The sequence below is a fragment of the Synechococcus sp. 1G10 genome, from assembly GCF_002252625.1.
GTDB lineage: Bacteria > Cyanobacteriota > Cyanobacteriia > PCC-6307 > Cyanobiaceae > Regnicoccus_A.
On the sequence record NZ_NQKW01000005.1, the window covers coordinates 68327 to 90892 of the forward strand.

General features: G+C 66.0%; 19 protein-coding genes. 7 read left to right on the forward strand and 12 right to left on the reverse strand.

Features of this window, described 5'->3' with window-relative positions; translation table 11 throughout:
- Position 1: 1 nt before the first annotated feature.
- From rsgA to grpE, 4 genes are read right to left on the reverse strand one after another with little or no spacing between them, the layout of a single operon-like run.
- Entirely contained in the window at positions 2-1006 is a 1005-nt protein-coding gene (rsgA, locus tag CJZ82_RS05995; protein ID WP_094554897.1) for a ribosome small subunit-dependent GTPase A, read from the reverse strand.
- Positions 996-1289: a sulfurtransferase TusA family protein gene (locus CJZ82_RS06000; protein WP_233130078.1), complete on the reverse strand. Its 294-nt coding sequence runs from the start codon at positions 1287-1289 to the stop codon at positions 996-998. Before CJZ82_RS06000 ends, rsgA begins: the two co-directional genes overlap by 11 nt.
- A 15-nt stretch (positions 1290-1304) precedes the next feature.
- Complete coding sequence (dnaJ, locus tag CJZ82_RS06005) at positions 1305-2426, reverse strand: molecular chaperone DnaJ (RefSeq protein ID WP_094554898.1); 1122 nt, start codon at positions 2424-2426, stop codon at positions 1305-1307.
- Positions 2426-3142 (reverse strand): nucleotide exchange factor GrpE, encoded by a 717-nt coding sequence (gene grpE / locus CJZ82_RS06010; RefSeq protein ID WP_094554899.1) that lies wholly within the window; start codon positions 3140-3142, stop codon positions 2426-2428. Before grpE ends, dnaJ begins: the two co-directional genes overlap by 1 nt.
- Before the next feature lie 102 nt (positions 3143-3244).
- Between grpE and CJZ82_RS06015 the strand changes: the two genes are divergently transcribed.
- Genes CJZ82_RS06015 through CJZ82_RS06025 form a run of 3 tightly spaced genes read left to right on the forward strand, consistent with a single transcriptional unit; the run spans position 3245 to position 7605 of the window.
- Entirely contained in the window at positions 3245-5053 is a 1809-nt protein-coding gene (locus CJZ82_RS06015) for a GspE/PulE family protein (protein WP_094554900.1), read from the forward strand.
- Between the two features lie 56 nt (positions 5054-5109).
- Entirely contained in the window at positions 5110-6189 is a 1080-nt protein-coding gene (locus tag CJZ82_RS06020) for a type IV pilus twitching motility protein PilT (RefSeq protein ID WP_094554901.1), read from the forward strand.
- Between the two features lie 12 nt (positions 6190-6201).
- Positions 6202-7605 carry a type II secretion system F family protein gene (locus tag CJZ82_RS06025; RefSeq protein WP_094554902.1) on the forward strand — a complete coding sequence of 468 codons (1404 nt, stop codon included), beginning with the start codon at positions 6202-6204 and terminating at the stop codon, positions 7603-7605.
- A 15-nt stretch (positions 7606-7620) separates the two neighbouring features.
- On the opposite strand, the gene CJZ82_RS06030 is transcribed toward CJZ82_RS06025, so the two are convergent.
- The gene (locus CJZ82_RS06030; protein ID WP_094554903.1) at positions 7621-8883 is read right to left on the reverse strand and encodes an NAD(P)/FAD-dependent oxidoreductase; all 1263 of its coding nucleotides are present in this window, start codon (positions 8881-8883) and stop codon (positions 7621-7623) included.
- A 6-nt stretch (positions 8884-8889) separates the two neighbouring features.
- Here CJZ82_RS06030 and dusA point away from each other — a divergent pair, with 6 nt between their 5' ends.
- Positions 8890-9900, forward strand: a complete 1011-nt coding sequence (gene dusA, locus CJZ82_RS06035) for a tRNA dihydrouridine(20/20a) synthase DusA (RefSeq protein ID WP_094554904.1) — start codon at positions 8890-8892, stop codon at positions 9898-9900.
- On the opposite strand, the gene argH is transcribed toward dusA, so the two are convergent.
- From argH to CJZ82_RS06065, 6 genes are all read right to left on the reverse strand, one after another.
- Positions 9897-11309 (reverse strand): argininosuccinate lyase, encoded by a 1413-nt coding sequence (gene argH / locus CJZ82_RS06040; protein WP_094554905.1) that lies wholly within the window; start codon positions 11307-11309, stop codon positions 9897-9899. The two genes, dusA and argH, sit on opposite strands and share 4 nt — an antisense overlap.
- 69 nt (positions 11310-11378) lie before the next feature.
- Positions 11379-12743 (reverse strand): PP2C family protein-serine/threonine phosphatase, encoded by a 1365-nt coding sequence (locus CJZ82_RS06045; RefSeq protein WP_094554906.1) that lies wholly within the window; start codon positions 12741-12743, stop codon positions 11379-11381.
- Positions 12744-12819: 76 nt separating this feature from the next.
- A complete protein-coding gene (ftsY, locus tag CJZ82_RS06050) occupies positions 12820-14475 on the reverse strand; it encodes a signal recognition particle-docking protein FtsY (RefSeq protein ID WP_094554907.1) in 1656 nt (551 codons plus the stop codon).
- Positions 14476-14481: 6 nt separating this feature from the next.
- Positions 14482-15096 carry a transcription antitermination factor NusB gene (gene nusB, locus CJZ82_RS06055; protein WP_094554908.1) on the reverse strand — a complete coding sequence of 205 codons (615 nt, stop codon included), beginning with the start codon at positions 15094-15096 and terminating at the stop codon, positions 14482-14484.
- 29 nt (positions 15097-15125) lie between these two features.
- Positions 15126-15878, reverse strand: coding sequence for a DUF502 domain-containing protein (locus CJZ82_RS06060; RefSeq protein ID WP_094554909.1), 753 nt, complete (start codon positions 15876-15878; stop codon positions 15126-15128).
- Positions 15879-15971: 93 nt separating this feature from the next.
- Positions 15972-16619 carry an HpsJ family protein gene (locus tag CJZ82_RS06065; RefSeq protein ID WP_094554910.1) on the reverse strand — a complete coding sequence of 216 codons (648 nt, stop codon included), beginning with the start codon at positions 16617-16619 and terminating at the stop codon, positions 15972-15974.
- 31 nt (positions 16620-16650) lie between these two features.
- On the opposite strand from CJZ82_RS06065, the gene queG reads away from it, so the two are divergent.
- The 3 genes from queG to CJZ82_RS06080 all read left to right on the forward strand — a co-directional run bounded on the left by queG (position 16651) and on the right by CJZ82_RS06080 (position 21078).
- Positions 16651-17610, forward strand: coding sequence for a tRNA epoxyqueuosine(34) reductase QueG (gene queG, locus CJZ82_RS06070; RefSeq protein WP_094554911.1), 960 nt, complete (start codon positions 16651-16653; stop codon positions 17608-17610).
- 26 nt (positions 17611-17636) lie between these two features.
- A complete protein-coding gene (locus tag CJZ82_RS06075; protein ID WP_094554912.1) occupies positions 17637-18539 on the forward strand; it encodes a tetratricopeptide repeat protein in 903 nt (300 codons plus the stop codon).
- A gap of 76 nt (positions 18540-18615) precedes the next feature.
- Positions 18616-21078 carry a DNA topoisomerase (ATP-hydrolyzing) subunit A gene (locus CJZ82_RS06080; protein ID WP_094554913.1) on the forward strand — a complete coding sequence of 821 codons (2463 nt, stop codon included), beginning with the start codon at positions 18616-18618 and terminating at the stop codon, positions 21076-21078.
- Positions 21079-21088: 10 nt separating this feature from the next.
- Here the strand turns inward: CJZ82_RS06080 and purF are convergent, their stop codons facing one another.
- The gene (gene purF, locus CJZ82_RS06085; protein ID WP_233130079.1) at positions 21089-22519 is read right to left on the reverse strand and encodes an amidophosphoribosyltransferase; all 1431 of its coding nucleotides are present in this window, start codon (positions 22517-22519) and stop codon (positions 21089-21091) included.
- Positions 22520-22566: the final 47 nt, after the last annotated feature.

Below are 22566 nucleotides of genomic sequence, written 5' to 3' on the forward strand. Positions count from 1 at the left end.
TTCAGCCCAGATCAGGGGCCTGCTGGCGCTGACGGCGACGGGAGGGACCGCTGGGTTGACGCTGGAAGCGGGACTCCACGGCCGCAGGGCTGGCCTGCAGCAACTCTTCCAGGCCCTCGGCGTAATAGGCATAGCGGTCCCAGGCAGTTCCCACCTGGCAACCGGGATCACCTCTGTGCTGGCAGTTGCTGAAGCGGCAGGGACCACCCTGCCGCAGGGCATCCACGATTTCTGGGAAGAGCGCCGGCAGAACAGCGGGATCGTGCGGCAGGTCGGGCCTGTTGAAGCCAGGGGTGTCAGCAATCAGGGCACCGGAGGCGAGGGGGAAGAGCTCCACGTGCCGGGTGGTGTGGCGTCCGCGTCTGAGCCGACCGGACACAGTGCCGACCCGCAGGGCCAGGGCCGGCACCAGTGCATTGAGCAGGCTGCTTTTGCCCACCCCGGACGGACCGCAGAGCACGGCGATTCCGGGCTGGGCAAGCCGATGTTTCAGTGAGGCCATGCCTTCACCGCTGGCTGCGCTGACCGCGATGGGGTCATAGCCCCAGCTCTTCAGTCGTTGACGCCAGCTCTCGAGCTGAACGAAAGGAACCAGATCCACCTTGGAGAAGACCACCTGCACCGGCTGACCGCTGTGCTCGGCGGTGATCAGAAAACGGCTGAGCTGCTCAGGATCCGGAGCAGGATCGGCCATCGCAATGACCACCACGATCCGATCACAGTTAGCCACCGGTGGCCGCCCCAGCAGACTGTTGCGCGGCAGCAGATCGCTCACGGCAGCACGACCCGCCGGCCAGTCGATACCCTCCAGCCCCACCCGATCACCTACGTGGATGCGCGCACCCGCCTGACCCAGCCGGCTGCGCCGGGTGCAGAGCAACTGGTCCAGCCCACCGGGGCCAGGGATCTCCAGGCTCACTTGGCAGAAGTTGGCCTGAATCGCGGTGACCAGACCCTTGACCATGACCTTGCCTCCGTCAGCCCTGGTCTCAGCCTCAGCCCCCATGGCGGCAAATCCAGAACCGGACCCCCTGCTGAACGTCAGCGTCCTGAGCGTGCTCGGCCTCTCTTGAAATGCGCTCAACCCGGTGGCCCTCCTGGCGCAGGCCCTCAGCCACCATCAACTCGGGTTCGCCGGTGTCGAGGTCGAGCTGAAGCCACTCACCCGCCGCGATCGTCTCGAGGGCCAGTCGGCTGCGGATGAAGTTGAGGGGGCAGGGGGTGCCACGCAGATCGAGCCGCAGGGTTGGTTCCGCGGGCGGGGACCCCGATGCAGGGCTGCAGGTCACAGGCAGACCATCGCGCTAACCGAACAGCCCTCCGAACAGACCGCTCTTGTGAGGATGGTCCTTGGCGGAGTGGTGACCGGCCAGCTGCTCCAGCAGCTCCCGTTCGTGGCTGCTGAGCTTGGTGGGCACCTGCACCTTCACTGTGAAGAGATGGTTGCCCCGGGCCACCGGGTTGCCCAGCTTGGGAACTCCCTTGCCGGTGAGGGTGAGGATGGTACCGGGTTGGGTGCCCGCCGGAATCTCCAGGGTGGCCGCACCATCCACCGTGTCCACCTCGATCTTGTCGCCGAGGATCGCCTGGAGGTAGTTCACCGCCACATCGGAGTGAATATGGATCCCATCGCGGCGCAGCTTGTCGTGGGCCTGAACGAACAGGTACACGTAGAGGTCACCGGCGGGACCGCCGCGCTGGCCGGCATTTCCCTCGCCAGCCACGCGCAGGCGCGTGCCGGAGTCGACACCGGCGGGAATCGTGATCCGCAGCTTCTTGCGCACCTGCTGGACCCCCTGGCCGCCACAGGCACCGCAGGGATCGGCGATCACCTGGCCGGTTCCCTCACAGGTGGGGCAGGGGGCCACCTGGGTGAAGCTGCCGAAGGGGGTTCGGGTAGCCCGGCGCACCTGACCCTGACCGCCGCAGGTGCCGCAGGTGGTGGGTCCGCTGCCGCTTTTGGCGCCGCTGCCCTCACAGGTTGCGCAGTTTTCCAGATGGCGGATCTGAACCTCCTTCTCCTGGCCGAAGACCGCTTCGTTGAAGCTGATGCTCAGATCGAGGCGGAGGTCGTCCCCCTGGCGGGGACCACGGCGGCGCGGGCCGGCTCCGGCTCCGCCGCCAGCAGCTGGACCTCCGAAACCACTGAAGAAAGTCTCGAAGAGATCGGCGAACCCTCCCATGTCGCCCATGTCGGGCGCACCCGCACCGGAAACACCCGCTTCACCGAACTGGTCGTAGCGGGCCCGGGTCTGTGGATCACTGAGCACCTCGTAGGCCCGCCCGATCTCCTTGAAGCGATCCTCCGCGCCTGACTCCTTGTTGATGTCGGGGTGGTATTGGCGGGCGAGGCGTCGATAGGCCCGCTTGAGGGTGTCGGCATCCGCATCGCGGGACACCCCCAGCAGGTCGTAGTACTCGGCCATCAGCTGGATTCCTCACCACCCACTGTCCCGTCCTGGGCCAGGGACGCGGCCCCCTCCGAGGCCCCGGGACCCGGTCCCATCGAGACTTTGACCAGAGCATGGCGCAGTACGCGCCCATTCAGCTGATAGCCGCGCTGGAGTTCCTCGATCACCAGGTCCTCGTTCACCAGGTCACTGGGCTCGCGCAGCACTGCTTCGTGAAGGCTGGGATCGAACGGTTCACCCTCCACCCGCATCGGGGCCACCCCCAGCTGCTTGAAGGCATCCACCAGCTGCTTGTAGAGACCCTGATAGCTGCGATGGAGGCCCAGGGCCTCCTCACTCTGGGGATCGAGCTGCTGGCGGGCACGGTCGAAGTTGTCGACGACGGGCAGAATCTCGCTGAGGGTGGAGCAGGCGATCTGCAGGCGCAGGTCCTCCTGGTCGCGGCTCTGGCGTTTGCGGAAGTTGTCGAAGTCGGCGGCGATGCGCATGTACTGACCGCGCAGGGTCTCATGCTCACGCCGCAGAGTCTCGAGTTCCGCGGACAGTTTCTGGGCCACGGACTCCGAGTCCGTCTCGGCACCGGCAGCTGCCGAAGCCTGCGGATCGCTGGGCACCGGCACCGGGGCGGCGGTGTCGGCCGGAGATTCCAGCCCCGACTGCTCAGGGTTTTGAATCAGGGAGTCCGCCTCGGCGGAAAGATCCTCTGGGAAGGGAGTGGCTTCGCCGCTCATGCTGACTGCAACGCCAATCGGTCCTAAACATGTTGATGGTCGACGGGCTCCTCCCACAAGCGGCGGAAGCCCGCACCTGATCCCTGCGGCCCCGTCCTGGCCATGACCCTCTCGGCGACACGCCCTGTCCCTGCGGCCGAAACACCCCAGCAAAGGCGCCTGGAGGCCGAGCTGCTAATCGGTGAAAAGCTTCTGCTGCCCGTCGAGCTGCAGCAGGCCGATCCACGGGCCGCCGAAGCCTGCCCCACCATCGAAGCCCAGCAATGGCGCGAATGGGTGGCCCTGCCCCTGCTGCGCCAGGGGGAGCGGCTCCAAGTCGCGATCCCCAGCAATTGGCAGGCGCAGCAGCGCCAGCAGCTGGAGGAGGCCGTGCTGGCCAACGGCATCACCCCTGACCTGCGCCTGGGACTGGAAGAGGAGATCAGCGAGGCGCTGCAACAGAAAATGGCTGATCGTCGTCATCGCCCCAGAGAAGACACCACCCTGACCTCCCAGCCCAACGGCCTCTCCCTGCTGGAGGGCCTCAGCCTGGAGAGCCGTCTGGAGGAGGCACCCGCCGAGCAGGAGCAGGAGCTGGAGCTGGAGGAGAGCCTCAAGGCCTCAAATGCCTCACCAGTGGTGAGCCTGGTGAACCGCATTCTGATCCAGGCGATGGAGTCGGAGTCGAGCGACATCCACGTGGAGCCGGAGGAGGACGGGCTGCGGATCCGCTTTCGCCAGGACGGGGTACTGCATCCAGTCGATCACCTGCCCAGAAGCCTGGCGCCAGCGGTCACCTCCCGCTTCAAGATCATGGCCGAGCTGGACATCGCCGAGCGGCGGATGCCCCAGGACGGCCGCATCCGCCGGATGTTCCGCGGCCGCACTATCGAACTGCGGGTGAGTACCCTTCCTGGCCGCTGGGGGGAGAAGGTGGTGCTGCGGCTGCTCGACAGCGGCAGCACCCGTCTGGGCCTCGACCGGCTGATCACCGAGCCCGCCGCCCTGAACGCCGTGCGATCGATGGGCTCAAGGCCCTTCGGGATGGTGCTGGTGACCGGGCCCACCGGGTCGGGCAAGTCGACCACGCTCTATTCCCTGCTGGCGGAGAGGAACGAACCCAGCATCAACATCTCCACCGTCGAGGATCCGATCGAGTACATGCTCCAGGGCATCACCCAGACCCAGGTGAACCGCGACAAGGGCTACGACTTCAGCACCGCCCTGCGGGCCTTCATGCGCCAGGACCCTGACGTGCTGCTGGTGGGGGAAACCCGTGACGGGGAAACGGCCAAGACCGCCATCGAGGCGGCCCTGACCGGCCATCTGGTGCTCACGACCCTGCACTGCAACGACGCCCCCAGTGCCATCGCCCGGCTCAGCGAGATGGGAGTGGAGCCCTTCATGGTGAGTGCCTCCCTGATCGGGATCGTCTCCCAGCGCCTGCTGCGCAAAGTCTGCGGGACCTGCCGTGTGCCCTACCACCCAGGGGAGGAAGAGCTGGGCCATTTCGGCCTCTTCGCCAGCCAGGAGCAGTCGATCACCTTCTACAAAGCCCGAAGGGGACCCAGGGCCGACGGCAGCAGCTGTCCCACCTGTCAGGGACGGGGCTACAAGGGCCGCATCGGCGTCTATGAGGTGCTGAGGATCAACGACGACCTCGCCAGTGCAATCGCCAAGGGCGCCAGCACCGACGTGATCCGCAAACTTTCGATCGAGACCGGAATGAAAACCCTGCTGGTCTATGGCCTGGAACTGGTCCGTCACGGCCAGACCACCCTTGAGGAAGTGGAGCGGATGCTGCTCACCGACACGGAGCTGGAGTTACAGCGACGCACCCAGGCACTCACCACCTTGACCTGCCAGGGCTGCGGAGCGGGACTCAGGGATGAATGGCTGGAGTGCCCGTACTGCCTGACCCCCCGCAGCTGAGTGTTGCGGGCCACCGGAGCGGAACTCAGAATCCAGATCAACCCGGCGTGGTCCCGATGGAGCTCCAGATCGAGGAGTTGATGGAAGAGCTGGTCGAGCAGAAGGGCAGCGACCTTCACCTCTCGGCGGGCCAGCAGCCCTATGGGCGCTTCAACGGGGAACTACGGCCGATGCGGGAGCAGGCCCTGAGCGAGGAATCCTGCAACCGCATGATTTTCTCGATCCTCACCAACTCCCAGCGCAAGCAGCTGGAGCAGACCTGGGAACTCGACTGCTCCTATGGCCTGCGCGGCCTGGCCCGCTTCCGCATCAACGTCTTCAGCCAGCGCGGCACCTACGCCGCTTCCATGCGAGCCCTGAACAGCAAGGTGCCCACCCCCCAGGAGCTGGGCCTGCCTCCAGTGGTGGTCGACATAACCAAGCGGCCTTCGGGGCTGGTGCTGATAACAGGGCCGACGGGATCGGGCAAGAGCACCACCCTGGCCTCGCTGCTCGATTACATCAACCACAGCCGGGTCGAGCACATCATCACGATCGAAGATCCGATCGAATTTACTTACATCAATGACAAGAGCCTGATCCATCAGCGCCAGATCAACGAAGACACCAAAAGTTTCAGCAATGCCCTCAGGGCAGCCCTGAGGGAGGACCCCGACGTGATTCTGGTGGGGGAAATGCGTGATCTCGAAACGATTCAGCTCGCCATCACCGCAGCCGAAACCGGTCACCTGGTATTCGCCACCCTGCACACCAGTTCCGCCGCCCAGACAGTGGACCGCATGGTGGATGTGTTTCCGGCAGGCCAGCAGGCCCAGATCCGCACCCAGCTCAGCAGCAGCCTGGCCGCGATCTTCGCCCAGACACTCTGCCGCCGGAGTTCACCCTCCAGCCACAGCTATGGAAGGGTGATGGCCCAGGAAATAATGTTAAGTACGCCGGCCCTGGCCAACCTGATCCGGGAGGCAAAAACCGCCCAGATCTATTCGCAAATTCAGACAGGAGGCCAACTGGGCATGCAGACTCTGGAAAAAGCCCTGGCCTACATGGTCAAGCAGGGGGACATTGCCCTGGAGGAAGCTCGCACCCACTCCACCAAGCCGGATGAGCTGAATCGACTGCTCAGCAACTCCCTCTGATCAAGATCCTCCATGCCAGCCTATCTGGCCACGTACACCAGCACCCAGGGGGACCAGCGTGAGCTGCGGCTGGAAGCCTCAGATCTGCCGGCGGCCCGCCGCAACCTGCGACGGCGAGGCATCCTCGCCAGCTCTCTGGTGCCGGCGAAGGAAGGATCCACCCCGATCTTCACCGCCACCTATGCCAATCAAAGGGGCCAGCAGAAGGTGATCCAGCTGAAAGCCCCTGATCTGGCAAGCGCCAAGCGGGACCTGCGCCGACGTGGCATTGCCGCAACCGCCGTGGTTCCGCTGGCCTCGACCCGCTCGGTGCAGGCCAGCGGAGGCAAGGGGGGCACCGGTCTGTTCAGCCTGGATCTGGGCACGATGTTCCAGGCCAGGCCCACCGTGCGGGAGAAGGCTCTGTTCGCCAGCAAGCTCTCAGCACTTGTGGATTCTGGCGTGCCGATTGTGCGGGGCCTTTCCTTGGTGGCCAAGCAACAGAAGAAGCCGATCTTCCGGCAGGCCCTCGAGGCCGTCGCCAGGGAGGTGAGCCAGGGGATGAGCCTGGGCGTGGCGATGCGCCGCTGGCCCAAGGTCTTCGATCGGATCACCATCGCCATGGTCGAAGCCGGCGAACTTGGAGGGGTTCTGGATGAAACCCTGAAGCGACTTGCCCTGTTGCTTGAGCAGAACGCAAAGCTGCAGAATCAGATCAAGGGAGCCCTGGCTTATCCAGTCATCGTTCTGCTGATCGCCATTACCGTCTTCCTCGGCATGACGATTTTCCTGATCCCCACATTTGCCGAAATCTTCGAACAACTGGGTGCGCACCTGCCTGTCTTCACCCAGATGATGGTGAATCTGAGCGCCCTGCTTCGCTCAGCATTCTCTCTGTTTCTGATCGCCTTTCTGATCCTGGCCGGATGGCTGTTGGTCGGTGTTTACAACACTCCCCTGGGCAAACGGCGGATCGACGGCTTCATCCTGAAGCTGCCCCTGTTCGGCGACCTGATACAGAAAACCGAAACAGCCCAGTTCTGCCGAACCTTCAGCTCCCTGAGCAAAGCGGGTGTACCGATTCTGATGAGCCTGGAGATCGTTCGAGATACCTCTCGCAATTCAATCTTTGCCGATACGATCGAGGACTGCCGGGTGGAGATTCAGGATGGCATTCCCGTGAGTGTCGCTCTCTCCCGCAAGAACGTGTTTCCAGAGATGGCTCTCAGCATGCTGGCCATTGGCGAAGAAACGGGAGAAATGGATGCCATGCTCTCCAAGGTCGCTGATTTCTACGAAGACGAGGTGGAGGTTGCAGTCAAAGCACTCACCTCTCTCCTGGAGCCCATCATGATCGTGATCGTCGGCATCATCGTGGGTGCAATTCTCGTGGCCATGTATCTCCCGATGTTCTCGGTCTTCGACAAGATTCGCTGAAGGTCGACGCACCGCTCAATCCGCCCGGGCGATGGCGCCGCCGGCCAGCCAGCCGCTGGTCCAGCAGTGCTGGAAGTTGAAGCCGCCGGTGACTCCGTCCACATCCAGCAGCTCTCCTGCGAAGTACAGGCCGGGCTGCTTTCGGCTCTCCATCGTGGCCAGGTTCACTTCCCCCAGGCTGACGCCGCCAGCCGTGACGAATTCCTCGCCGAAGGGGCCGCGACCACCCACCGCGTAGGCGCTGGAGCGCAGAGCGCCCAGCAGATTGTCCTCGTCGCGCCGGCGCAGATCAGCCCAACGCTGGTCGGGAGCCACACCATGACGATCCAGGAGGTGAATCCAGAGACGGCGGCTGAGCTCGGGCCAGGGGCGGGCGTTTAGCAACTGGCGACGGGCCTGCTGTGCGCGGGCGTCCTGGAAGCGTTGACTCAGCTCGTCGGCGGAGCAGCCGCCGCTCCAGTCGATCGAGAGCTCAGCCCGGTAGCCGCTTTCTTTCAGGGCCCGCGCCGCAAAGGCGGTGAGCCGCAGGGTGGCAGGACCGCTCACCCCCCAGCCGGTGATCAACAGCACCCCGCGCTCACGAAAGCGCCTTGAGGGCAGGCGCAGCTCCAGTCCCACCGGATCCATCACCACACCGCGTAGGGCGGCCAGGGGATTGGACTCCAGGGCCAGGGTGAACAGGGAGGGCACCGGTGCCACCACGACATGGCCCAGCTGACTGGCCAGCTGACGGCCACTGGGATGGCCCCCGGTGGCGAGCAGCAGGCGATCGGTGCTGAGGCTGCTGGAAGCCCCATGGGCCAGCCCCGGTGCCAGGCGCAGCCGCAGGTTGAAGCCGCCACCTTCGAGCGGATCCACCTGGCGCAGGGATGCCCCCCTCCACACCGTCACCCCGGCGGCAGCGGCCGCCGCCTCAAGCACGGCCACCACGCTGCTGGAGCGGTTGCTGCGGGGAAAGAGGCGGCCGTCGGGTTCCTCCACCAGCTCCAGTCCCCGCTCGGCGAACCAGGCCAGGCAGTCGCCGGGGGCGAAGCGGCTGAACGGCCCGCGCAGGGCCCGCGATCCGCGCGGATAGTGCCCCACCAGGGCCAGCGGATCCCAGCAGGCATGGGTGACGTTGCAGCGCCCGCCACCGCTGATCAGCACCTTGCCCAGCGGCTGGGGTGTGGCCTCCAGCAGCAACACCCCAGCCAGCCCCTGCTCCGCGGCGGTGATGGCCGCCATGTAGCCGGCGGGCCCGCCCCCGGCGACCACCAGGGACCAGTCGACAGGCAGCATGGGGGAATGGGGCAGGGAGACGACGCGACGACACCCGTTGCCGGGGCCTACCGCTTCAGTGTGGCGCCGATGATGGACTGCACCGATCGGCACTTCCGGGTGCTGATGCGGCAGATCAGCCGCCGCGCCCTCCTTTACACCGAAATGGTGGTGGCCCAGGCCCTGCACTACGGCCGCTGCGACACACTGCTGGACTTCGATCCCCAGGAACATCCCCTGGCCCTGCAGCTTGGGGGCGACGATCCGGCGCTGCTGGCGGAATCGGCCCTGCTGGCGGCCGCCTGGGGCTACGACGAAATCAACCTCAACGTGGGCTGCCCCAGCCCCAAGGTGCAGCAGGGACGGTTCGGTGCCTGCCTGATGGCGGACCCGGATCGGGTCGCCCGCTGCGTGGAGGCGATGGCGACAGCCTCACCCCTGCCCGTGACGGTCAAGCACCGCATCGGCATCGACGAGCAGGACAGCTACGAGCTGCTGCTGGCATTCGTGGACAGGGTGGCCGGCGCGGGCGCCAGCCGCTTCAGCGTGCATGCCCGCAAGGCCTGGCTCCATGGGCTGGATCCAAAGCAGAACCGCACGATTCCGCCCCTGCGTCACGACCTGGTGCATCAGCTCAAACGGGACCGCCCCCAGCTCACGATCGAACTGAATGGCGGCCTGCTGAGTCTGGAAAACTGCCAGGAGCACCTGGGCCAGGTGGACGGGGTGATGGTGGGTCGTGCCGCCTATGACCATCCCCTGCGCTGGGCCACGGTCGACCGGGAGCTGTTCGGCTGCGGGGAACACCCTCCGGCCCTGGCCTCAACGGTGGTCCGTGGCCTGATTCCCCATGCCAGCCGCTGGTGCGGGGCCGGCCGACGGCTCTGGCCCATCGCCCGCCACCTGGTGCATCTGGTGGAGGGAGTGCCGGGAGCCCGGCACTGGCGCCGCCGGCTGGGGGAACGGGCGGGGGAACGCAGCGCGGGCCCTGAAGTGCTGGAGGCCGCCGCCCAGGAGCTGGAGCAGCAGGGTCTTTAGAAGGATGGGGCCTCAGGGCCCAGGCGCTCACGGCAGAGCCTGAGCTGCTCGGCCACCCGCTCGAAGCCCGTGCCCCCCTCACTGCGGCGGGCGGCCACCACCTGCCGCGGCTCGATCTCGGCGTGGATGTCCGCCTCAAAGGCAGGATGAAGCTGGCGCCAGCGCTCCAGGGGCAGATCCCGCAGCAGCAGCCCCTCGCCCAGACAGGTTTTCACCAGACCGCCCACCAGTTGGTAAGCCTCGCGGAAAGGAACACCGCGGGCCACCAGGTAATCAGCCACATCGGTGGCATTGGAGAAATCAGCCGCAACGGCCTGCTCCAACCGCTCGGGCCGGAAACGAATGCCCTCCTCAAGCAGGATCGCCATCGCCTCGAGGCAATCCGCAGTGGTTCGCACCACATCGAAAAGGGCTTCCTTGTCTTCCTGGAAATCCTTGTTGTAGGCCAGGGGAAGCCCCTTGATCATGGTCAGCAACCCCATCAGGTGCCCGAACACCCGGCCGGCCTTGCCGCGTACCAGCTCGGGCACATCGGGGTTCTTCTTCTGGGGCATCAGGCTGCTGCCGGTGGCACAGCGGTCGGTGAGGCGCACGAAACCGAACTCCTCACTGGCCCAGAGGATCACCTCCTCCGAGAGACGGCTGAGATGGACCAGGATCAGGCTGGCGGCGGCACTGAATTCCACGGCGAAGTCGCGGTCGCTGACCGCATCGAGGCTGTTGGCATAGATCGCCTCGAAGCCCAGTTCCTCGGCCGTGAGCCGTCGATCGATCGGCACCGGCGTGCCGGCCAGGGCCGCAGCACCCAGGGGTGAGATGTTCACCCGGCGGCGCACGTCCGAAAGGCGCTGGCGGTCGCGTTCGGCCATCTCCACATAGGCCAGCAGATGGTGGGCCAGGGAGAGGGGCTGGGCGCGCTGCAGATGGGTGTAGCCGGGAATGAGGGTGTGCAGGTGGCTGTCGGCCTGGTCGAGCAGGGCCTGCTGGAAGCGCCGCAGGCCGGCATCGAGTCCATCGATCGCCTGGCGCAGCCAGAGGCGCAGATCGGTGCCGACCTGATCGTTGCGGCTGCGGCCGGTATGCAGTTTCTTGCCCAGGGGGCCGATCAGGGCGATCAGGCGGTGCTCCACGGCGAAGTGCACGTCTTCGTCCTCCAGCCCAGGGCGGAAGTGGCCCTCGGCCGCTTCCGAGCGCACGGTCTCAAGGGCAGCGATGAGCTCCTCCGCCTCAGCAGTGCTGATCACCCCGCAGCGGCCGAGCATGCGGGCGTGGGCGATGGAGGCATCAAGGTCCTGCTGCAGCAGGGTGATGTCGAAACCGATCGAGGCATTGAAGCGCTCGATGGCCGGATGGAGCCCTTCCTCGAAACGGTCACTCCATCGCGCCGGTTGGGAAGCCTGTGCCGCCATCGAAGCCGAACCGTGCCGCGAAGCGTCAGCTTGGCATCCGACACTTTCATCAGACCCTGGCGGCCGCACTCAGCCAGGCAGGGAGGGGAGCACCACCTCCTCACGCACCTTCAGCACCACCATCGAGGCATCGTCGTTCAGCTGATGGTCGGCACCCACGAAGCGGTCGAGCCGCTCGAACAGTGCATCGAGAACGCCCTGGGCGCTCTTGCCCGCCCGACAGGCTTCGCCCAGGTACCGCAGCAGGCGCTCCTCCTCGAAGCGTTCACCCGTGAGGCCGAGGGCTTCACTGACCCCATCGGTGTAATAGAGCACCACATCACCGGGCTCCAGCAGCACCCGCTCGCAGCCGTACTGGGCCTCCGGTTGCAGGCCGATCAGCAGCCCGGGAGCATCGAGGCGCTCCACCGCATGGCGCTGGTGCCGCCAGAGCAGCGGCGGATTGTGGGCGGCGTTGGCATAGCGCAGCAGGCGACTGCGGGGATCAAAGTCGGAATAGAAGAGGGTGACGAAGCGGTGCGAATGAGCCAGATCCTCCTGCGCCAATTCGTTGAGGTCATGCAGAATCCGGTCGGGGGCATGGCCGCTGAGCACCTCGGCCCGCAGCATGCCCCGCAGCAGGGTCATCAGCAGACCGGCCGGCACCCCCTTGCCCATCACATCGCCCATCACCAGGGCCCAGCGGGACGTTTCGCGGCGGCGTCCGCTGAGCTGGGGCCGGGTCGGGATGAAGTCGTAGTAATCGCCCCCCACCTCGAAGGCCGGTCGGCAGCGGGCGGCCAGCTCCACCCCCTCAATCACCGGACACTGATCAGGAAGAAGTTGCGCCTGGATCTCGGCGCCCGTGTTGAGCTGGCGATCCAGTCGCTCATGGCGGCGGCGGTCCTCCTGGAGCAACTCGGTTTCGATCGCCACTCCCGTGAGGTCGGCCACCAGTTGCACGTGGCGGCGGTGGACATCGCTCCAGGTCAGGCCTTCGGCGCTGCCGAAGACATAGAGGCGACCACGGGCCCGGTTGCGGGCCACCACGGAGGTGCCGAACAGCTGCACCTCCCCCAGCAGACGGCGCACCTGCAGATCGAGCTGGGAGACCTCCTCCTCCTCAGCCAGGCCAGCGGGCAGATCCAGCTCCCCCAGCAAGCGCACCAGCTCGCCGCTGCGGGCCGCGGGACTGGCCTGGGTGTGCTCCCGCCAGAGGCGCCCATCGGGGTGGAAGACCACTAACAGACTGGCCTCGGCTCCCACCAGCCGGGAGGAGACCAAAGGAACCAGCTCCAGAAAGCGGTTCAGGTTGGTGAAGCTGCGGAGGGCAAAACCCAGGGAAGCCAGCAACTCCTGGTTGCGCCGTTGTTCCCGGCTGAGGCTGTCGAGCAGTTGCCGCAGAGAAGCCGATGCCGTGAGGGCCTGGTGGGGCCGGGGCGATGGCAGAGGCACGCGGCTGGCGGAAAGCGGCTCGAAACAGGCGGCCGCAGGGGCCGAACGGTAGCAGTATTCCCCCGGTGTCGGCCGCTCAGCTGGAGAGGAGAGCTTCGACGAACTCGAAGCTGTTGAAGGGCCGCAGGTCAAGGATGCCTTCGCCGGCACCCACGAAACGGATCGGCAGGCCAGCTTCGGAGGCCACCGCCAGAGCCACGCCTCCGCGGGCGCTGCCATCGAGCTTGGTGAGCACCACCCCGGTAAGCCCGGCAGCGCTGGCAAAGGCCATGGCCTGGCGCAGGCCGTTCTGGCCCTGGCTGGCATCGAGCACGAGCAGGGATTCCACCACCGCCTCCGGGGCCAGCTTGTCAACGATGCGCCGCACCTTGCTCAGTTCCTCCATCAGGTTGTTCTTGGTCTGCAGCCGACCGGCGGTGTCCACCAGAACCAGCTCGATGCCTTTGGAGCGGGCCGCGCCGATGGCGTCGTAGACCACGGCAGCCGGGTCGGCATTGGCGCTGGGGTTGGCGATCACCTGCACCCCACTGCGCTCACCCCAGATGGTGACCTGCTGCACAGCGGCAGCGCGAAAGGTGTCGGCAGCGGCGATCAGGCAGCTGTAGCCACTGCGCACCGCCAGATTGGCCAGCTTGCCGAGGGTGGTGGTCTTGCCCACTCCGTTCACGCCCACCAGCAACCAGACGTTGAGCCGGTCCCGCTGTGGGGCCAGCAGGGGCTCACCGCTGGCCGCGATCGGCGTCTCGAGCAACCCGCACAACTGCTCCTTGAGAAACCGCAGACCCTCCGCCGGCTCCACCACCTCTTCGTTAAGACGCCTGCGCAGGGCCTCAATCACCTGATCGGTGGCCTGCACGCCCACGTCGGCTCGCAGCAGGCTGGTTTCCAGATCGTCGAGCGCCTCCGGGGTGAGGGGATCGTCGCCCAGGGTCTCAAGCAGCTGGGTGACCAGGCCGCGGCGAGTCTTCTCCAGGCCGCGGCGCAGACGGCTGAGCCAGTCGATCTCCTCAAGCGACACCTGATCGACGCGCCGGCCCTGGGCCGCGAGCACCTCGGCCGACCAGGTGAAGTCGGCATCGAAGGATCCCAGTTGCGGGCTGGCCTCCTCGCTCGAGGGGGCAGGAGCGGCGGGGACCTGCGTGGGGATGGCAACAGCACTCGGCTCGGCCTTGAGCGGCGGTTCGGTGCTGGGGGCGAGCACGGTCTGCTGGCGCTCGGCACGGCTGGCCGCGGCCAGCTCCAGCAGGGAGGGGCCGGCGGGGGTGGGCATCTCCCGCACTGGAGCCGATGCTGACTCCAGCGTCGTCAGCGGAACTGGTACAAGCTCAGCCGCATCAACTGGATCTGGTTGAGGCGCCGCGGTTTCAGCCGGTTCAGGCGTTGGTTCAGGGGTTTGTTCAGGAGTTGGTTCAGACGCCTTGGAGACGGCAGCGAGCTGGCTGCGCTCCTGCTCCGCCTTGAGGCGGGCATAGGCCTGGCGAGCCCAGTCGAGGGCGTCCTGATCCACAGCGGCAGCTGAGGCGGCTGAAGGAGTAGGTATCTCCTCAGGCACGCCGGCGGGACCAGCGGCAGTTTGAGCCTCGGATTTGGCTGGGGATTCCGAATTGGCTTCAGCTTCAGTCTTGTCCTCGGCTGTGTCTTCAGCTGTGTCTTGGCCGACCTCGGGTGCCGCAGCAGGCTCAGCCGCCGCCTCGGTTGTGGTGGGGCGCCGCCGGAACCAGTCGAAGACCATGCTTGCTCAAGAGACGGAGGTGGTGAGCCGGCGCAGGATCCCGTTGATCATCCGGCGGCCCTGATCATCGCTGTAGCGGTTGGCCAGCTCCACAGCCTCATTGCAGGCCACCGGAGCAGGGGTTCCGAAGGTGTGAAGATCCACAGCCGCCAGCCGCAGAATGTCGCGGTCGATGCGGGGCAGCCGGCCGAGGCGCCAGCCTTCCATAACGGCATCGAGCCGGGAATCCAGGGCGTCGCGGTCCTGAAGGACGGCACGGGTGCGGGCGAGGGCTCCTTCGCGAATCTCGCTCTGGTCGGCAAGCATCAGCAGACGGGGCAGCTCCAGGCTGGCGGAGAGCCGATTGAGCGCCTGTTCGGCATGGGTCAGACCCCGCTGCAGGTGATCCCGTACCCGCGGCAATTGATCGGCCGCATCGACCAGTTCGCTCTCGAGCAATTGCTGCTGTGCCTGCTGCAGATCGATCTCAGCATTGTCGAGGGCCTCGCGGACATGCTGGGACAAGCTGGCCAAGGCCTGCTGCAGCAGAATCTCCAGCGGCAGATCGGCCGGCGGAACGCGGTCACTTACCTGGCCCAGCATCAGAAGGGCCAGTTCTCTGGAAATGGATCGACTCGGCATCGGGTGGGTCGAGGGTGGCAAGCCGCAGATCAGGGCTTGTTGGTCGGAGAGGACGAGAACACAGGAGCACGCAGCTGGGCGAGCAGGCTGGAGAAGCTGCGGCTGGCTGGGATTTCTCGATCATCATCAGGGCTGACAATCCCAGCGGAGATGATCGTGCGGAATGCATCCTCCACAGAGAGGTCAAGATCGCGGACCGCGGTTTCCGGCACCACGGCGTACCAACCGGTGGTGGGGTTGGGAGCCGTTGGAATGAAAACGCTCAACATCGGTTGGTCGAAGCCTCCCTGCATGGCATTGCCGAGGACACCGGTGACGAAGCCGAGAGCAAACAGACCTTTGCGCGGATATTCCACAAGAACGACCCGCCGAAAACGAGTGGAATTGTCACGGAAAACTGTTTCAAGCAGTTGCTTGAGAGTCTTGTAGACAGAGCCGGCAAGGGGAATGCGCTGGAGGGTTTCCTCGCCAAAATCCAACAGCCAGCGGCCCACTATGTTGCGTGCCATCAGGCCGATCAACAGAATTCCCAGCAAGGGAACTAACAACCCGACACCCAGATTGATCAACTCCTGAAGGAGTGGATTAAGGGTATTGAAAGGATTGAACTGCTTGGGAATCGAGGTCAGAAATGCCAGTACAAAACGACTTACCGTGGTCGCCAACCAGATGGTGGTGGCCAGGGGAATGACCACCAGCAGGCCGGCGATCAGATCGTTTTTGAGGTCCTGCTGCAACCGGGTCCCCAACGGTTGATCAGGTCTGGGGCTCGACTGCACCAAGGATGGTCCCGGTTGTCCGGTTTTCGAATTGCTCCCATCAACCTAGCCAGCCGCCTGGTGCAGCAGCAGCTTCAGGATGGTTTCGAAGGATTATCAGAGTAAAGCGGCCAGAGCCAGCAGGGTGAACGCCACGGCCAGCACCGCAGCCGATCCGGTGCCGGCATAGCGGCGCTGATTCACCGCCAGGCCCTGAGCACGCCCCGCTTCCTGGACCTGCTGCTCCATCTGCTGCAACTGACGGTTGATGAAGCCGCGGGCTGCCTGCTGCTTCTGCTCATCGGTGGCCTGGGGCGGGACCTGACCCGACTGCTCGGCCTGGCGTACCAGTTGCTGCAGCACCTGGGGATTCTGGCTTTGCTGCTTGGCCATCTCCAGCTGACTGCGCTGGGCGGTCAATGCCTGCTCGGTCTTGGCGGTCAGCACACCATCGCCGCTGATCGCCACCGGCACCGACACCGCCAGGCCAATGGCAAGCAGAGCCGCCAGACCCGCCACCAGCCAACGCAGGGGGGTGCGGGAGTCGGTCTGATCGAGGCGTGAGCCGAACAGGGCCAGCAACAGGCCCACCAGAGCCATCGGTGACTGGGTGATAAGGCGCTCGATCACCATCTGGCGGAAGGCCTCTTCCTGCCAGCTCCAGGCGGAAACCACAGCCGCCAGCTGCAGCACCAGCAGCACGACAAGGGTGAGACCGAGCCAGCGCAGGAGATAGCCAAGTCGGCCAGTGGAAGCAGGATTCACAGCAGGATGACAATCAGCGGCAACTGTACGGGTGAGATCAGGCCATCCCCAGAAACTGGCCACTGCGCTCAAGGACCAGGCCAGGTCCCTGGGGTTCGAGCCGGTGGGGCTGGCCGCCTTACCAGGCGACGGGCGGATGACCCTGCGCAATGCGGCGCTGGAACGCTGGCTGGAGGCCGGTCACCAGGCCGGCATGGCCTGGATGGCCGACCCCCGACGCAGCGAGGTGACCAGCCTGCTGCCCGGCGTTCGCAGCTTGTTGGCCGTGGGTCTCAACTATCACGTGGCTATGAAGCGCACGCCGGGCAGCCTGGCCGTCGCCCGCTACGGCTGGGGCAGGGACTATCACCGGGTGATCGATGGACGTCTGCGTCGGTTGGGGCGCTGGCTGGAGAAGCAGTGCCCTGGCGTGGCCTGGCGGGCCTGCGTCGACAGCGCCCCCCTGCTGGACAAGGCCTGGGCCGAACAAGCGGGTCTTGGCTGGATCGGCAAGAACGGCAACCTGATCCACCCCCGCCGTGGATCGTGGATGTTGATCGGCCACCTGCTCAGCACAGCCGATCTGCCTGGCGATGCTCCATCTGAACCCCTGTGCGGCCGCTGCAGCCTCTGCCTCGAGGCCTGCCCCACCGGGGCCATCAGCGAGCCCTTTGTGGTGGATGCCAACCGCTGCCTAGCATATCACACGATTGAAAACCGAGACGACACCCTTCCGACGGCCATGGCCGCGGCCATGGGTCCCTGGGTGGCTGGCTGCGACATCTGTCAGGACGTCTGCCCATGGAACCAGCAGACGCTTCCCAGCTCGGTGGATCCAGACCTGCAGCCCAGGCACTGGCTGCTCAACCTGCACGCCGAGGAGGCCCTCGCCTGGAGTGATGCCGAGTGGGACGAGCGGCTGAGGGGGTCTGCCCTGCGAAGGATCAAGCCCTGGATGTGGCGGCGCAATCTTCGGTCGGCGCAGGCCAGGACCCCAGAAGCAGACCCCTAGGCTGAAATATGGATCGAACAGCTGGCATGGCTCCGCGCTGGTTCAACTCTCTGGCGGCGGCTCCCCTGGCGCTTGCCCTGGCCATCGGCCCAGCAGCTTCGGCGCAGGCCCTTGTTCCTTATGTCTACGTGCCCAGGGCGGAGGAACTGGAGGCGGCGGGACTGGGCATCGCCCAGGCAGCCACACGGCTGTTGCGGCTTGGCCAGGCCGATGACGCGGCCCGATTGGCTGGCCTGACTGTGCAGCTCCTGCCCAACGACCCCCGCGGCTGGGTGTTGTTGGCGGAAGCGCAGCTGCGCAGCAACCAGATCAAATCCGCCGGCCAGTCGCTGGCGCGAGCCAAGGAACTCGATCCCCGCAACCCCGGCATCTGGTTCGCGGAAGGCTCGCTGGCCCTGCGGGATGGTCAGCCGGGACAGGCGGTCGGTCTGCTGGAAACAGGTCTTAGATTCGACGGCAAGAATCCAGGCGCCCACTTCGACCTGGGCAACGCCCACCTGTTGCTCAACAATCCCCAGGCGGCGCTGGGGTCGTTTGATCGCGCCTCTGGGCTGCGCAAGGATTTCTGGGAGGCAATCAACAACCAGGGGCTGGTGCTCTACGAGCTCGGCCGCAACGACGACGCCATCCGGCGCTGGCGCAGGGCCCTGGAGATCAATCCCAAGGCCGCCGAACCGATGCTCGCCCTGGCTGCGGCACTTCATAGCCGGCCGGGCGACCAGAAAGAAGCCCTGGAAATGGCCAGCCAGGCGCTGGCGATCGAGCCCAACTACGTGCTGGACGCCTACCAGAAGGAGCAACTCTGGGGACCGCGGCTGCGCAGCAGCACCCGCGTTCTGCTTGAGAACCCGGCGATCAAGGCCGCCGCCGACCGGGCCAATGCCAACGCCACCGGCAGCAGCGACGGGGAAGACTCCGGGGAGGAGTGAGGCCGGACGCTGGATGGGGCCTCACCAGAGAGGATCTGTAGGCTAAGCGCCTTCCGCCCTCAGATCCCAGAACCGGATGGCCGAGGAGCGCGTCCAGCCGATCGCCCTGCATCAGGAGATGCAGCGTTCGTACCTCGAGTACGCGATGAGCGTGATCGTGGGCCGCGCCCTGCCCGATGTGCGTGATGGCCTCAAGCCCGTGCAACGCCGGATCCTGTTCGCGATGCATGAACTGGGGCTGACCCCTGACCGTCCCTACCGCAAATGCGCCCGGGTGGTGGGCGACGTGCTGGGCAAATACCACCCCCATGGCGACCAGGCGGTCTACGACGCCCTGGTGCGTCTGGTGCAGACCTTCGCCAGCCGCCATCCGCTGCTGGATGGCCACGGCAACTTCGGCTCGGTGGACGACGACCCGCCGGCCGCCATGCGCTACACCGAAACCAGGCTGGCGCCGATCGCCCACCAGGCGATGCTCGATGAGATCGGCAACGACACCGTTGATTTCGCTTCCAACTTCGATGGCTCCCAACAGGAGCCCACCGTGCTGCCGGCCCAGCTGCCGTTCCTGCTGCTCAACGGCTGCTCGGGCATCGCGGTGGGCATGGCCACCAGCATTCCTCCCCACAATCTGGGCGAGGTGGTGGAGGCACTGATCGCTCTGATCCGCAAGCCGGAGCTGGGCGACGAGAAGCTGCTGGAGCTCGTGCCCGGGCCCGACTTCCCCACCGGTGGGGAGGTGCTGGTCAGCAGCGGTGTGCGCGACACCTATCTGCTGGGGCGCGGCAGCATCCCCATGCGGGGCATTGCCCACATCGAGGAGGTGCAGCCCGGCAAGGGTCGTCACCGCCGCAGCGCTGTGGTGGTGACCGAGTTGCCCTATCAGCTGAGCAAGGCGGGCTGGATCGAGAAGCTCGCCGAGCAGGTGAACGACGGCAAGATCGGCGGCATCGCCGACATCCGTGACGAGAGCGACCGGGAAGGGATGCGGGTGGTGATCGAGCTGCGCCGGGATGCCGAGGCCAGCAAGGTGCTCGCCGACTTGCAACGGCGCACCTCCCTGCAGAGCAATTTCGGCGCCATCCTGCTCGCCCTGGTGAACGGCCAGCCCCAGCAGCTCAGCCTGCGCCAGATGCTCAACCACTTCCTGGAGTACCGGGAACACACCCTGATCCGCCGCACCAGCCATGCCCTGCGGCGTGCGGAAGACCGGCTGGAAGTGGTGGAGGGCCTGATCCGCGCCCTCAAAGCCCTGCCCGAGGTGATCGAGCGTATCCAGGCGGCAGCGGACGCCGCCAGCGCCAGAGCCAGCCTGCAGGTGCACTTCGACCTGAGCGAACGCCAGGCCGATGCCGTCCTGGCGATGCCGCTGCGACGGCTCACGAGCCTGGAGCAGGACGGGCTGCGCCAGGAGTCGGGCGAGCTGCTGGAGGAGCGGGAGGGGTTGCGCCACCTGCTCGACGATCGACCAGCCCTGCTCGATGCCATGGTGGCCGAACTCAGGGCCCTCAAGAAGCGCTACGTCACCCCCCGCCGCACCCGGCTGGTGGCCGGCGGCGACGATCTGGTGGCCCAACGGGCGGCAGCGGTGCGGCCCAACACCGAGCTCCAGCGGCAACAGGCCCTCGATGCCCTGCCCGGAGATGGACGACTGCTGATCCAGGCCGATGGGGTGGTGCGGATCGTGGCACCGCAGGCACTGGGCCGACTGCATCTTGATGAAGCAGCGCCCATCGGGGAGCATCCGGCCCCGGCACGCCTGATCCTGCCCGTGGCCGAGAGACCTTCCCTGCTGGCCTTCAGCGCCAGTGGCCGGGTGGCCATGCTGCGCTGGGAATTCGCCGCCCAGCAGCCCGGTTCACTGGAGAAGTTCCTGCCCGAGAGCCTGCTGGGTGACCCAATCGTGGAAGTACTGCCCCTGCCGCAGACCCCAACCGGAACACTGGGTCTGCTCAGCAGCGATGGCCGCTTCAAACGGCTGCCACTGGAAACGTTCCGCGAACTTTCCGGCCGTGCCGCCACCGTACTGAAGCTCAAAGATGGCGTGCAACTGCGCCGGGTCGTGCCCTGCACAGACGGTCAGGATCTGGTGGTGGCCAGCACCACAGGTCGTCTGCTCAGGCTGGCCGTGAATGACGACACCCTGCCGCTGATGGGCAAGGCCGCTCAGGGTCCGACGCTGTTGCGCCTGCTGCCTGGCGAAAGCGTGGTGGGGGCGGCCTGCGTCGATCCAGGAACCGATGTGCTGCTGGTCAGCCGCCACAGCCAGCTGAAGCGGCTGGAGGTGGAGAGCCTGCGTCGCTGTGAACGTGGAGACCTGGGTCAGATCGGTCTGCGCTTCCGCCAGCGGGAGGACGAATTGGTCGATCTGCAGGCGGGAAGCGCCGCCATCGTGGGCCTGAGGTTCTCCACGGGCCGAAGTCTGCGGCTGGTGTTGGCCGACCTCCAGCGCAGCACTGGCGAGGAGGGTCCGAAAGAACCGCTCTGGCCCTGCTCAGCCGATGAAACCGTGATTGACCTGGTGCCCTTGCTCAGCTGAGGAGCATGGATCAGACCCTGGCCGCCATCCCCGTGGGCTCAAGCATCAACTTGCTGGAGCGCACGGAGTCGTCCATTTCGATCGGGTAGTTGCCGTCGAAGCAGGCGGTGCAGAAGTGAGAGGCGTTGTCGTGGGCAGCCTCGAGCATGCCCTCCTGGCTGAGATAGGCCAGCGAATCAACCTGGAGGTGATCGGTGATCTCCTGGAGATTGAGGCGCGCAGCAATCAGCTGGTCCTGGTTGTCGGTGTCGATGCCGTAGAAGCAGGGGTGGGTGACCGGCGGCGAGCTGATGCGCATGTGCACCTCGGTGGCACCGGCATCGCGCAGGGCGATCACCAGCTTGCGGCTGGTGGTGCCCCGCACGATCGAATCGTCGATCACCACCACCCGCTTGCCGGAGAGCACATCCGGCAGGGGATTGAGCTTGACGCGGATGCCGGCCTCCCGCATCGCCTGGGTGGGTTGGATGAAGGTGCGGCCCACGTAGCGGTTCTTGATCAGACCGTCGGCGAAGGGAATGCCGCTGGCCTTGGAGAAGCCGATGGCGGCGGGAATGCCGGAATCGGGCACACCGATCACGATGTCGGCCTCCACCGCCGTTTCCCGCGCCAGCACCTCACCGATGCGGTGGCGGTAGCTGTAGAGAGATTCGCCGAAGAAGCGGCTGTCCGGCCGGGCGAAGTAGATCATCTCGAACACGCAGAGCTTGGTGGGCTCTTCGCACCAGCGCTGGCGGGCCGGCACCGGATCGCCGGCGCTGAAGCGGATCAGCTCGCCGGGGCCCACGTCACCGTCGTAAGCCGCGCCGATGATGTCGAGCCCGCAGGTCTCACTGCTCACCACCCATTGACCCTGGTGCTTATCGCCGATGTGGCCGAACACCAGGGGCCGCACCCCATGGCCATCGCGCAGAGCGAACAGTCCAGCGGGGGTACCGATCGCCAGGCTGAAGGCACCACGGCAGCGGCCTGCCGCATCGCGGATCGCCTCCTCCCAACCCAGCCCCCCATCAACCGCATGCTGCAGGGCGAAGGCGATCAGCTCGGAATCGGTGGTGGAGGTGAACTGAATGGCACTGGCCTGCACCGACTGGCGCAGATCCTCGACGTTGACGAGATTGCCGTTGTGGGCCAGCGCGAACGGACCGAGGCGGGTCATCAGCACCACCGGCTGGGCATTGCAGACACGGCTGCTGCCGGTGGTGGAGTAGCGGTTGTGGCCCACGGCCAGATCACCGGGCATGCGCTCAAGCACGTCCTGATCGAAGACCTGGCTCACCAGACCCATGTCCTTGTGCAGCCGCACTTTGTCGCCGTTGAACACAGCGATCCCTGCCGACTCCTGACCCCGGTGCTGCAAGGCGTAGAGGCCGAAATAGGTGAGGTTGGCCACCTGCTGGCCAGGGGCGTAAACGGCGAAGACCCCACAGGCCTCTTCCATCCGGTCGGGCCTCTCCGGCGTGGGGTGCGCGCTTGCCACAGGCCCGT